General features: G+C 63.5%; 10 protein-coding genes. All 10 read left to right on the top strand.

Features of this window, described 5'->3' with window-relative positions; translation table 11 throughout:
• Window positions 1-20: 20 nt before the first annotated feature.
• The 10 genes from glf (at window position 21) to ACBG85_RS01230 (ending at window position 12,758) form a co-directional block, all read left to right on the top strand.
• The gene (glf, locus tag ACBG85_RS01185; protein WP_064113799.1) at window positions 21-1,235 is read left to right on the top strand and encodes a UDP-galactopyranose mutase; all 1,215 of its coding nucleotides are present in this window, start codon (window positions 21-23) and stop codon (window positions 1,233-1,235) included.
• Window positions 1,232-3,145: a glycosyltransferase gene (locus ACBG85_RS01190; RefSeq protein WP_007731821.1), complete on the top strand. Its 1,914-nt coding sequence runs from the start codon at window positions 1,232-1,234 to the stop codon at window positions 3,143-3,145. Before glf ends, ACBG85_RS01190 begins: the two co-directional genes overlap by 4 nt.
• Window positions 3,126-3,659 (top strand): phosphatase PAP2 family protein, encoded by a 534-nt coding sequence (locus tag ACBG85_RS01195; protein ID WP_003943893.1) that lies wholly within the window; start codon window positions 3,126-3,128, stop codon window positions 3,657-3,659. The genes ACBG85_RS01190 and ACBG85_RS01195 overlap by 20 nt, the downstream gene beginning before the upstream one ends.
• A complete protein-coding gene (locus ACBG85_RS01200; RefSeq protein ID WP_003943808.1) occupies window positions 3,656-4,561 on the top strand; it encodes a decaprenyl-phosphate phosphoribosyltransferase in 906 nt (301 codons plus the stop codon). Before ACBG85_RS01195 ends, ACBG85_RS01200 begins: the two co-directional genes overlap by 4 nt.
• Window positions 4,539-6,458 carry a flagellar motor control protein ZomB gene (gene zomB / locus ACBG85_RS01205; RefSeq protein ID WP_372025873.1) on the top strand — a complete coding sequence of 640 codons (1,920 nt, stop codon included), beginning with the start codon at window positions 4,539-4,541 and terminating at the stop codon, window positions 6,456-6,458. The genes ACBG85_RS01200 and zomB overlap by 23 nt, the downstream gene beginning before the upstream one ends.
• A gap of 331 nt (window positions 6,459-6,789) precedes the next feature.
• Complete coding sequence (locus tag ACBG85_RS01210; RefSeq protein WP_007731818.1) at window positions 6,790-7,800, top strand: alpha/beta hydrolase family protein; 1,011 nt, start codon at window positions 6,790-6,792, stop codon at window positions 7,798-7,800.
• 252 nt (window positions 7,801-8,052) lie between these two features.
• Window positions 8,053-9,936 (top strand): alpha/beta hydrolase-fold protein, encoded by a 1,884-nt coding sequence (locus tag ACBG85_RS01215; protein WP_372025875.1) that lies wholly within the window; start codon window positions 8,053-8,055, stop codon window positions 9,934-9,936.
• 106 nt (window positions 9,937-10,042) lie between these two features.
• A complete protein-coding gene (locus tag ACBG85_RS01220) occupies window positions 10,043-10,594 on the top strand; it encodes a DUF732 domain-containing protein (RefSeq protein WP_003943980.1) in 552 nt (183 codons plus the stop codon).
• A 9-nt stretch (window positions 10,595-10,603) separates the two neighbouring features.
• Window positions 10,604-11,557: a cutinase family protein gene (locus tag ACBG85_RS01225; protein ID WP_003943848.1), complete on the top strand. Its 954-nt coding sequence runs from the start codon at window positions 10,604-10,606 to the stop codon at window positions 11,555-11,557.
• Between the two features lie 205 nt (window positions 11,558-11,762).
• A complete protein-coding gene (locus tag ACBG85_RS01230; RefSeq protein ID WP_007731815.1) occupies window positions 11,763-12,758 on the top strand; it encodes an LLM class F420-dependent oxidoreductase in 996 nt (331 codons plus the stop codon).
• Window positions 12,759-12,786 lie beyond the last annotated feature (28 nt).

The following is a 12,786-nucleotide window of genomic DNA, read 5'->3' on the forward strand; positions in this document are numbered from 1 at the left end:
GTCCGATACCCTGGTTCATCGTGACCGCTGCAAATTCAGAGACCGCCCGTGCCCAGTACGACCTGATCGTCGTCGGTTCGGGATTCTTCGGGCTGACCATCGCCGAGCGTGCCGCTACCCAGCTGGGTAAGCGCGTGCTGGTGTTGGATCGCCGTCACCACCTGGGGGGGAACGCATACTCGGAGGCAGAGCCGGAGACCGGCATCGAGGTCCACAAGTACGGTGCCCACCTGTTCCACACCTCCAACAAGAAGGTCTGGGACTACGTCACCCAGTTCACGGAGTTCACGAACTACCAGCACCGCGTCTTCGCGCTGCACAAGGGACAGGCGTACCAGTTCCCGCTGGGACTCGGTCTCGTGTCGCAGTTCTTCGGTCGGTACTTCACTCCCGAAGAGGCGCGCGCCCTCATCGCCGAGCAGTCCAGCGAGATCGATTCGAAAGACGCCTCCAATCTCGAAGAGAAGGCGATCTCCCTGATCGGGCGCCCGCTCTACGAAGCATTTGTGCGTGACTACACGGCTAAGCAGTGGCAGACCGACCCCACCGAGCTGCCCGCGGCGAATATCGCCCGCCTGCCGGTCCGCTACAACTTCGACAACCGCTACTTCAACGACACGTACGAGGGCCTGCCCGTCGACGGCTACACGGCGTGGCTCGAGAACATGGCGAAGGATCCGAAGATCGAGGTCCGCCTCGACACCGATTACTTCGACGTCCGCGACGAACTGCGCACGGCCAGCCCCGACGCACCCGTCATCTACACGGGCCCGCTCGACCGCTACTTCGACTACTCCGAAGGTGCACTGGGATGGCGCACCCTCGATTTCGAGACCGAGGTTCTGCCCACCGGAGACTTCCAGGGCACCCCGGTCATGAACTACAACGACGCCGACGTGCCGTTCACCCGTATCCACGAGTTCCGTCACTTCCATCCGGAGCGCGAGTACCCGACCGACAAGACCGTCATCATGCGTGAGTTCTCACGTGCCGCGGAGGCGAAGGACGAGCCGTACTACCCGATCAACACTCCAGAGGATCGCGAGAAGCTCTCCGCGTACCGCTCACGCGCCAAGAAGGAGACCGCGGAGAACAAGGTCCTCTTCGGTGGGCGTCTCGGCACCTACCAGTACCTGGACATGCACATGGCGATCGCCAGCGCGCTGACGATGTTCGAGAACACCCTGCGCCCGCATCTCGAAACGGGTGCGGAATTGGCAGGGGAGAGCGAATGAACGCACGTCATCTACTCGAAGGCGAAGATGCCGTCAGCGGCGACGAGGTGACCTACCTCGGCAAGTCCCTGCTTCAGCGGATCATCCTGCCCCGCGCCGGTGAGCCGCTCGACGTCCGCACGTTGTACTTGGAAGAGTCCTGGTCCAACAGTCGGCGGGCGCACTCGACCTCGCGCACGTCGGTAGCGCTCGGCGCCGAGACCGAGGTCTCGTTCGCCACGTACTTCAACGCGTTCCCTGCCAGCTACTGGCGTCGATGGTCCATCCTGAAATCGGTGGTCCTTCGTCTCGAGCTGTCCGGCCACGGCCGCGTCGACATCTACCGTTCCAAGGCGGATTCCTCGCGAATTCACGTGGAAGGCAAGGAATTTGCCGACGGCGATGCCGCGGTCGAGTTCGAGGTGGAACTGGCGCCGTTCGAGGACGGTGGCTGGATCTGGTTCGACATCACCACCGATACGGCAGTGGTCGTCGAGAGCGGCGGCTGGTACGCGCCCGTCGAGGCTCCCGGCGAAGCGACTGTCGCCGTTGGTATTCCGACGTTCAACCGTCCGACCGACGCGGTCAAGGCGCTTGCTGCACTGGCTTCGGATCCGCTGGTGTCGGACGTGATCAAGGCCGTCATCATGCCGGATCAGGGCACCCGCAAGGTGCGTGACGAACCCGGATTCGCCGAAGCTGCTGCAGCGCTCGGTGATCGGCTCGCCATTCACGATCAGGGCAACCTCGGCGGCTCGGGCGGATACAGCCGAATCATGTACGAGGCACTCAAGACGACGCAGTGCCAGCACATCCTGTTCATGGACGACGACATCGAGATCGAACCGGACTCGATTCTGCGTGCGCTTTCGTTCTCGCGTTTCGCGAAGTCGCCGATGCTGGTGGGTGGGCAGATGCTCAACCTGCAGGAACGAAGCCACCTCCACGTGATGGGTGAAGTGGTCGACCGCGGCATCTTCATGTGGACCGCGGCACCGAACGTCGAATACGACCACGATTTCTCGAAGAAGCCGCTGCGCGAATCGAAACTCCTGCACCGCCGCATCGACGTCGACTTCAACGGCTGGTGGATGTGCATGATCCCGCGCCAGGTCGCCGAAGAAATCAAGCAGCCGCTACCGCTTTTCATCAAGTGGGACGACTGCGAATACGGTTTGCGCGCAAAGAAAGCCGGATACCCGACCGTCACGCTGCCCGGTGCCGCGATCTGGCACATGGCGTGGAGCGACAAGGACGACGCCATCGACTGGCAGGCGTACTTCCACCTCCGTAACCGTCTGGTGGTGGCCGCGCTCCACATGCCGGGCAACGGCCGTGGCCTCGTGGTCAACACGGTGAAGGCAACGCTCAAGCACCTGTTGTGCCTCGAGTACTCCACCGTCGCGATCCAGAACAAGGCCATCGCGGACTTCCTCGCCGGACCCGAGCACGTCGCGAACATGCTGCCGACGGCACTCGGTGAGGTCCACGCCCAGCGCAAGGAATTCTCCGACGCCGTCGTACTGCCGTCGTCGACTGCGTTGCCGCTGCCCTCCGGTGCGGATGTCGGAGACGTGAGCCTGCCGCTGTCGACCGTCGCGAAGATCACCCGGGTCCTCAGGGCCGGAGTGCACAACGTGAAGCCGGCCAAGCCGGAACACCTCGAGCGCCCTCAGCTCAATGTTCCGACCATCGACGCCCGTTGGTTCCTGCTCTCGCAGGTCGACGGCGTCACCGTCACCACGGCCGACGGTCGCGGCGTCGTCTACCGCAAGCGAAACCCGAAACTCGCGCTCGAACTGCTCAAGGAAGCAACACGGTTGCGCCGCGAACTCGCCGCCCGTTTCCCCGAGCTCAAGAAGCAGTACCAGGACGCCGTTCCTTCACTGACCAGCACGGAAAGGTGGGAACGTGTCTTCGGCATCTCCTGAAGTACAGATTCTGGCCGGGATTCAGTCGACCGTCGGGCAGCTGCCGGGAGCCGTCAAGGTCGCCCGCGGTATGTCTCACTTCGGTGAGCACTCCCTCGGGTGGATCGCGATCGCTGCCGTCGGAGCTGCTGTGGACAAGCCGCGTCGACGGGAATGGGCCGGAGCAGCCGTCGGAGCATTCGGTGCACACGCCGCCTCCGTGGTGATCAAACGAGTGGTCAGGCGCAAGCGACCTTCCGATCCTTCGGTGCAGGTCAACGTCTCGACACCGAGCAAGCTCAGCTTCCCGTCATCACACGCGACGTCGACGACGGCGGCGGCTGTGCTGATCGGTCGGCTCACCGGGCTACCCTTACCGGCGTTGCTGGTGCCCCCGATGATGCTCTCGCGTCTGGTCCTGGGAGTTCACTACCCGACCGACGTACTCGCCGGAGCGGCACTGGGAGCCGCATCCGCGGCGGTAGTTCGCCGGGTCGAAGAAGCCAGAGCCGAACAGAAATGTGGAGATAAATGAGCGAGGAACCGGCTACGGTCAGCGGACCCCCGAAGTCCCTGCCCGCCGGCATCGTCAAGGCGCTTCGCCCACGTCAGTGGGTCAAGAACGTCCTTGTGCTGGCAGCGCCCATCGCGGCCGGAACCGCCACCGAAGCCGACGTGCTGTTGCCCGTCGCGCTGGCGTTCGTCGTGTTCTGTATGGCGGCATCAGGCATCTATCTCGTCAACGACGCGATGGATGTCGAAGCCGACCGTGCTCACCCCACGAAGCGATTCCGTCCCATCGCGGCCGGCGTTCTACCCGTCAACATCGCCTACGGCATGGCAGTCGTGCTGCTTGCCGGTGCGATCGGGCTGTCTTTCCTGGCCAACTGGCAACTCGCCGTGGTCATGGGCGTGTACATCGTCATCCAGCTCGCCTACTGCTTCGGTCTCAAGCATCAGGCCGTCATCGACATCTGCATCGTCTCGTCCGGCTTCCTGCTTCGAGCGATCGCCGGTGGCGTTGCCGCCGAGATCGATCTCTCGCAGTGGTTCCTGCTGATGATGGCGTTCGGATCACTCTTCATGGCGGCAGGCAAGCGCTACGCCGAACTGCAGTTGGCCGAGAAGACCGGCGCCAAGATCCGTAAGTCCCTCGAGAGCTACACGATGACGTACCTGCGTTTCGTGTGGACGATGGCAGCGACGACGCTGGTCCTCTGCTACGGACTGTGGGCGTTCCAACAGGACGCCATCAAGGGCACCAACTGGTACGCCATCTCGATGGTGCCGTTCACCATCGCGGTGCTGCGATACGCGGTGGACGTCGACGGCGGCGAAGCCGGAGAGCCTGAGGAGATCGCGCTCGGTGACCGGGTGCTGCAACTCCTCGCGATTGCGTGGATCGGAGTAGTGGGTGTCGCTGTCTACCTCGTCTGAGCCACGCACCGAGGCCGACCCGCACGTCGACACTGCGGCGAATCGCACCACCCTCAGTCGAGGAGTTTTTCTCGGCGGGGTGGTGCTTGCTGCTGCCCTCATGTTCTGGGGTGCGTGGGAGCGTCGCTGGATCGCCGACGACGGACTCATCGTCTTGCGAACCGTCCGCAACCTGCTCGCGGGGAACGGCCCGGTCTTCAACGCGGGTGAGCGTGTCGAGGCGAACACGAGTACCGCGTGGACGTACATCGTCTACGCGTTCAGTTGGCTCACGCAGATCCGTCTCGAATACGTTGTTCTGACGATCGCGCTCGTACTCTCGACTGCTGCCGTCGTGTTGGCGATGCTCGGCACCGGTCGTCTGTACCGCGGCGTTCGGCCGTCGGCGGGCGGAACGATCCTGCTGGTACCGGCAGGTGTTCTCGTTTACATCGCGGTCCCGCCTGCGCGAGATTTCGCCACTTCCGGGCTCGAGACATGCTTGGTGATCTTCTGGATCGCGCTCCTGTGGGTACTGCTCGTTCGGTGGGCGCAGGCGTCGACGCCGTCCACGGCGTCGATCCTGACTCTCTCGTTCGTGGCCGGACTCGGACCACTGGTTCGACCCGAGATGGCGATTCCCGGTGCTGCCGCGTTGATGATGATCGTTCTCTCCGCAGGCCTGACCTGGAAGATTCGCACACTGATCGTCGTCGTCGCCGGACTTGTCCCGGTGGCCTATCAGATCTGGCGAATGGGCTACTACGCCTTGCCGTACCCGAACACCGCGGTGTCGAAGGACGCCGGTGGCGCGAAGTGGGCGCAGGGTTTTGCTTACCTGTGGAACCTGGTCGGGCCGTACCTGCTCTGGTTGCCGTTGCTGTTCCTGCTCATCGGTGCGCTGCTGCTCGTGTGGCGAAGCCGAGCGGACACACCTACCGCTACCGCAGATCAACCCGCACGCCCGCTGTGGCAGCGCTTTCAGCAGTTTCTGCGCACGCCGCGGGCGATTGTCACCTTCATTCTCGGCAGTGGGCTGATCCTCGGGATCTACTCTCTGCGCGTCGGCGGCGACTTCATGCACGGCCGCGTCCTGTTGCCGGTGCTGTTCTGCCTGCTCATCCCGGTGGCGGTCATTCCGTTGCGGGTGCCGGCGCGGGCAGCGTTCGGAAGTAATCGCGACACCGCGATCTTCGGAGTCTCGGCGGTGCTGTGGATCGGCACGATCATCTGGGCCTTCTTCGCCGCGAACACGACGGGTATGCCCGAAGGATCCGTGGTGGGTCGCTCGGGAATCGTCGACGAGCGAGCGTTCTACGCACTCAACACCGGTCACAAGCATCCGATCCTGGCCGAGGACTACCTCGACTATCCGCGAATGCGTGCCATGGTCGAGACCATCGCGCGGACTCCGGAGGGTGGGCTGCTGCTGCCGTCCGCGAGCTACGACTCCTGGTTCGTCGTCCCACCACCCGGACCGATCGAAGAGCCGGCCGAACACGTCGTCTTCTTCCTCAACCTCGGAATGACGAGCATGAACGTCGGCCTCGACATTCGGGTGCTCGATCAGATGGGGCTGGCGTACCCCCTGGCAGCTCACACCGAGCGACTCGAGGACGGCCGGATCGGGCACGACAAGAATCTCTATCCGGACTGGGTGGTCGCGGACACGGGAATGATCGACGTTCGACCGTGGCTGCCGTTCTTCCTCGACGAAGACTGGGTTGCGGACGCAAAGCTGGCCATCACCTGCCCGGAAACTCAGGAGCTGCTCACGTCGTACCGCTCCGAGCTGACCTGGGCCAGATTCAAACAGAACTTCCAGCAGGCATTCGACTTCGCGAAGTACCGATTCGACCGGGTTCCGGCCTACGAATTGGAACGCTGCGGTCTCGTTCCACCGGAGTCACCCAGGTGATGTGATCAGCATCACCGACTGTTGAGGGTTTGAATATTTCGATTCAGTAACACCGAATTGATTGGCCACGATGTACTCGAAGACGATTCACCTAACCTGAATCACCCCCGAGGGGTGATGACGGTGTTGCTCGCGGATTGGGACGTAACGGTCCACCTATTTGTCACAGCTGAACCTGTGACATAAAGTCCAGCGAGCGCAGTGTGACTTGGAAGAGGTCCGCTGCCGACCCGAACTCGTTCGGGCTGGCAGAAAAGCCTGTTCCCCGACGGAATCCGCCGGAACCACTCCACCGAGTGGGTTCCGCAGACGAAGAGAGAGAGCAGTATCCATGCGTTTTGCCAGAAAGAGGCTGACCCAGCGCCTCAAGCACCGAGCGTTGGCCATCGGTGCCGCAGCACTTGTGCTCCCCCTTGCTGCAGGAGTTGCCGGTAGTGCTGTCGCCTCTGCTGCGCCTGCGCACACTGCTCCCAGCCACACCGCCCCCTCCGGCGGATACGACGAGCTGTGGGTGCCCTCCTCGATGGGCAACATCAAGGTCCAGGTCCAGTGGGCCGCTCGCGGCGGAAACGCTGCCCTTTACCTCCTCGACGGCCTGCGTGCGCGTAACGACGCCAACGCGTGGAGCTTCGAGACCAATGCGATGGACCAGTACCGCAACGACAACATCACCCTCGTGATGCCCGTCGGCGGCGAGTCCAGCTTCTACAGCGACTGGTATGCACCGTCGAACTTCAACGGCCAGCAGATCACGTACAAGTGGGAAACCTTCCTCACCGAAGAACTGCCCAACTTCCTCGCGAACTACGGCGTCTCGCCCACCAACAACGCGGTCCTCGGCCTCTCGATGGGTGGCAGCGCTGCTCTGACGCTGGCTGCTTACCACCGTGACCAGTTCAAGTTCGCCGGCTCGCTGTCGGGCTACCTGAACATCTCGGCTCCGGGCATGCGCGAGGCAATCCGCGTCGCAATGCTCGATGCCGGTCGCTTCAACGTCGACTCCATGTGGGGACCGCCGTGGAGCCCGTCCTGGCTGCGCAACGACCCGTTCGTCTTCGCACCGCGTCTGCAGGGCCTGTCGATGTACATCTCGTCGGCAAGCGGCCTGCCCGGTGAATACGACCACCCGCGCGCACCGATCGACTACTACAACACGGCTAACGGCATGGGCCTCGAGGCTCTCGCCCTGGTCAACACCCGTGCATTCCAGATCCGCATGAACTCGCTGGGTATCCCGGCCACCTACAGCTTCCCGTCCAACGGCACGCACTCGTGGCCGTACTGGTCGGCAGAGCTGTGGAAGGCTCGCGGCCAGATCCTCGACACCATGAACGCTTGGTGATCGTGCGCGATCCCGTGACCTAGTCACTTCACCAGTGCCGTTCCGGACTCCTCGAAGGAGAACCGGGACGGCACTTGTGTATTCAGGTGCTGCACAAGCGCCCGATGTCAGTAACAATTGCACCACCAGTAACAGCGCGGCTACCCCAAGCGGGGATCGTTTGCGTGTAGAAATAGTTTCAACGGGGGTCTGGCTGCTCAGGCGGCCACACGATCGACGCGCGGACCGAACGTAAGGAAAGAGAGTGAGCTCATGCGAGTAGGCCTTGCCACGGAGGACCGTCGCCGGTCCCGGGCAACCTTCCGGACAAAGGTCGTCGGCGCACTGGCAGCGATGCTGGTTCTGCCGATCGCCGCGGGCTTGACGACGGCCGGAACCGCGGCAGCCGCGCCGGCACCTGCTCAGGCCGCACCGGCCGCCACCCAGAACCCCACCGGAGCAGCGGTCACGAAGGTCGACTGGCTCAGCGAGCGTCGCGTCGCGCTGTGGGTGAACTCTCCCGCGATGGGCACCCCGATTGAGGTGCAGATCCTCTTGGCCCGCGATTGGAACGTCAATCCGTCGGCCAGCTTCCCCTCGGTCTGGATGCTCGACGGTCTTCGCGCGACCGACAACGAGAACGCCTGGACCTACGAGACCGACGCCGAGTCCTTCTACGCGGACAAGAACGTCAACGTCATCCTCCCGGTCGGCGGTCAGTCCAGCTTCTACTCCGACTGGCTGCAGCCCGACAACGGCAAGAACTACCAGTGGGAGACGTTCCTGACCAAGGAACTGCCCCCCATCCTCGAAAAGGACTGGCGGACCACGCAGACACGCGGTGTCGTCGGTCTGTCGATGGGCGGTACGTCCGCCATGTTCCTCACGGCGCGCAACCCCGGCTTCTTCAAGTTCGCCGCTTCGCTCTCCGGCATCCTCACCACCACCTCGCTCGGCATGCCTCAGGCAATCCAGTTCGCGATGACCGACGCCGGTGGATACAACTCCGCCGCGATGTGGGGACCGCCGTCCAACCCGCAGTGGGCTGCACACGATCCGTACGCGCTCGCCGAGAAGCTCAAGGGCGTCAGCCTGTACGTCTCGAGTGGTAGCGGTACGACCGGCCCGTACGACCAGCCGTCGGGAATTCCCGGCGTGAGCACCAACTACGCAGGCATGGGCCTCGAGATCCTCGCTCGCCTGACCTCGCAGACCTTCGCGACCAAGCTCAACCAGCTCGGCATCCCCGCGCAGGTCAACTACCGCCCGTCCGGCACCCACTCGTGGCCGTACTGGCAGTTCGAGCTTCATCAGCTGTGGCCGCAGTTGGCCAACGCCATCGGCGTCGAGGTCGAGAAGCCGGCTTGCGGCACTTCGGGTGAGATCGGTGCGACGGCCGCAGCCAACGGCTGGATCGGTGACTGCATCACCCCCGAGTACAGCGTCGCGGGTGGCCTGGCACAGGACTTCCGCAACGGTCGCATCTACTTCACCAGTGGAACGGGCGCCCAGCCCGTCGCCGGTCGTATCGCCGGCGCGTACATGAACACCGGAGCAGCGGCCGGCCCGCTCGGCTTCCCGCGTACCCCCGAACTCGGTACCCCCGACGGACGCGGACGCTTCAACCACTTCCAGAACGGCTCCATCTACTGGACCCCGCAGACCGGCGCTCACCCCGTCAGCGGCGACATCCTCGCCGAGTGGTCCGCACAGGGTTGGGAAGGTGGCCCGCTCGGCTACCCGACTGCCGACGAGATCGCGACCCCCGGCAAGCCGGGCAAGGTCCAGGGATTCGAGATCGGCGCAATGTACAGCAGCGCCAACGGAACTCACGCGGTTCTCGGAATGATCATGGGCAAGTACGGCGAACTCGGCTGGGAAAACGGCTGGCTCGGATTCCCGAAGTCGAACGAGGTTCCGATCAAGGACAACGGACGCTTCACCGAGTTCGAGGGCGGCAACATCTACTGGAGCCCCGGCACCGGTGCATGGTCCGTCGAGAACGGTCCGCTGTTCGACGGTTGGAAGAGCGTCGGATACGAAGGTGGACGACTCGGATTCCCGATCAGTGACAAGTTCGACATTCCCGGTGGTGTCCAGCAGAACTTCCAGTTCGGCTACATCACGGTGATCGGTGACAAGACAGAAGTTCACTAACTCACAGTGGTGCACGACGGGCGGGCCCGATCACGGATCGGTGCCCGCCCGCGTGCGTTGCGTAACCTGTTGATGGACTTTCGACTGAAGGCAAGGACGGACATTGATGTCGCTTTTCTCGGGTAACCGAAACACTTGTGCACGCGCGATCGCTGTCGGCGCCCTGGCGCTCGCCACCGGTGGCGCGCTTGTCGCGTGCGGTAGTGACGACTCCACTGCAACCTCCAATCCGGTCACCACGACGTCCGCGGCGGCTTCGTCCTCGAGCGGTTCGGCATCTGCGTCCGCCTCTGCGACCACGACGGCGTCGGCTGCGCCCACCAGTCCGGGAGCCGCGGCCACCGCGCCGCCGGAGCAGCCGCAGAGCATCGAGGGCTTCCCGGGTCCCACAGTCGTCGAGGTCAGTCCCGAGGCACAGAAGTTCCTCGACGGACTGAAGGCGAAGGGCATCACCCCAGCCGGTGACGGAAGCATCGCCGTCAACACGGCCAATTACATCTGCGCTGCCGGTCCTCAGACCGACGACGAGGTCCTGACCTTCGTGACCGCCTTCGTCGGCCAGGAAGCGTCGGCGGAAGGCAAGCAGATCACTCCCGAGCAGGCAGGTGCGAACGCTCAGATCTACATCGACGTCGCCAACGCCACCTACTGCAAGTAGGCGCGGGTCATGGCGAGGTCTGGAAAGCGTCGTGGGTGCCTGATCCCGCTGCTGATCATTCTTGTGGTCGCAGCGGTCGTGATCGGCGGTTGGTACATCCTGGCCGGGCGGGTGCCTTCGCCGACTCCGATCCCGCCGAGCCCGGAGCCTCCGGTGTCTCAGCCGGCCAGTTGCCCCGATGTCCAGGTAGTAGCCATACCGGGTACGTGGGAGTCGAGCGCTACCGACGACCCGTACAACCCGACGGCCAATCCGGCGTCGTTGATGCTGAACGTGACCCGTCCTCTGCAGGAGAAGTTCGATACTTCACGGGCCGACGTCTACACCGTTCCGTATGTCGCACAGTTTTCGAATCCGGTGGCGATCCCGCCGGACGGACAGCAGTCCTACAACAACAGTCGGGCCGCGGGAACTGCTGCCACTAACGACTTTCTGATGAAGCGGCACGCCGAGTGCCCGCTCACGAGTTACGTCCTGACCGGATTTTCCCAGGGCGCGGTGATCGCGGGTGACGTCGCCGCGAGTATCGGCGACGGTACCGGCGCGGTGCCTGCCGATCTGGTTCTGGGCGTCGGCTTGATCGCCGACGGTCGGCGCGATCCGGCGTTCGGGAACACCGTTGGCCCGAGCGTTGCCGGTGTCGGCGCCGAGCTGTCGCTGAACGGGCTGAAGCTGCCCGGTCTCACGATGACCGGCCCGAGGCCCGGCGGGTTCGGTGACCTCAACGATCGGACCTATCAGATCTGCGCGCCGAGCGACGGTATCTGCGACGCGCCGGCAGCCGCTCTCAACCCGACCAACTGGCTGAGTTCGGCGCCGCGACTGCTCGAGTACTACAACAACCCTGTGCATGCGATGTACAACTCCTTCCAAGTCGATCCGAACGGCACGACGGCCACCCAATGGATGGCACAGTGGGCTGCGGAGAAGATCGACGCTGCACCGACGCCGCCCCACAGTTGAGTCACCGCCGCACTGTTGATTCGTCACAATCGGGCGTCTCGGGAGTTCGCTCGCGGGTAATCTGCTCGTTTGGTCCCGGTAGAGTGCTGCACGGTCCGGGGGCTTCCTCTACAGTGCTGTCACGTAAGTGACTGGCGAGTAGGTTCGATTTGTCCGAGTTTGTAGTTCGAGTACGACGTACGTGTCCATCACAGGAGATCGATATATGAGTTCCACCCACGGCAGCGATGCCCTACGCAAATTTCGGTTTGCGGCCGGTGGCGAGGGCAACGCCGAAGAGGGTGGTGCGCGACGCTTCGTCAAGCTCGCGCAGAAGGCCGAGGAACTCGGCTACGACTCGTTCATGATTCCGGATCACCTGGGTAATCAGGTCGGCCCGATCGCCGCTCTCGGAGCGCTCGCGGTGGCCACCGACAAGATTCGTCTCGGCACCGCCGTGTTGGCCAACGGCTTCCGTCATCCCGCTGTGCTCGCGAAGGACGCGGCGACAATCGACGTGCTGTCCGGTGGTCGACTCGAACTCGGTATCGGTGCGGGCTGGATGAAGGAAGAGTTCGACAAGGGCGGCATCGCCTACGAGAGCCCGGGCGTTCGCATCGAGAAGCTCGAGGAGTCTCTGCAGATTCTCGACGTTCTTCTGCGCGGGCAGGAATGCACTTTCGAAGGCAAGCACTATCAGGTGCGCGGCCTCAAGGGCAGCCCGCGACCGCGGCAGGGCCCGCGGCCACCGATCATCGTGGGCGGCGGAGGCCCGAAGATGCTTGCTCTCGCGGCGAAGTACGCGGACATCATCTCGGTCGCCACACCGACGAACCGTGACGGGCGGCTTCTGCTCTCCGGAATCACGATGGAAAAGACCATCGAACGTGTCGAGCGGATCCGCGAAGCTGCCGGCGAGCGTTTCGATGAGATCGAACTCAACTGGACCATCACCATGATCATGATCACCGACGATCGAGAGCAGGCTGCCGAAATGGCAATCGCCGCTCTGGACCAAGGTTTTCCGCCGAACATCGAAGTGGATCGTAAGCTGAGCGTGGAGGAGCTGTTGAACTCTCCATACCTGGCTGTGGGCACTTTCGAGGAAATCGCAGACCAGATTCGACTGGTCCGCGAGAAGACGTCGATGTCGTACGTCGGGGTCTTCCCGACGCAGATGGAAGCGTTCGCCCCGATCATCCCGTTACTGGCGGGCGAGTAGGCCGGAGAATACGGACGATGCGAATCTG

Source organism: Rhodococcus sp. NyZ502, assembly GCF_041464245.1.
Taxonomy (GTDB): Bacteria; Actinomycetota; Actinomycetes; order Mycobacteriales; family Mycobacteriaceae; genus Rhodococcus_F; species Rhodococcus_F qingshengii.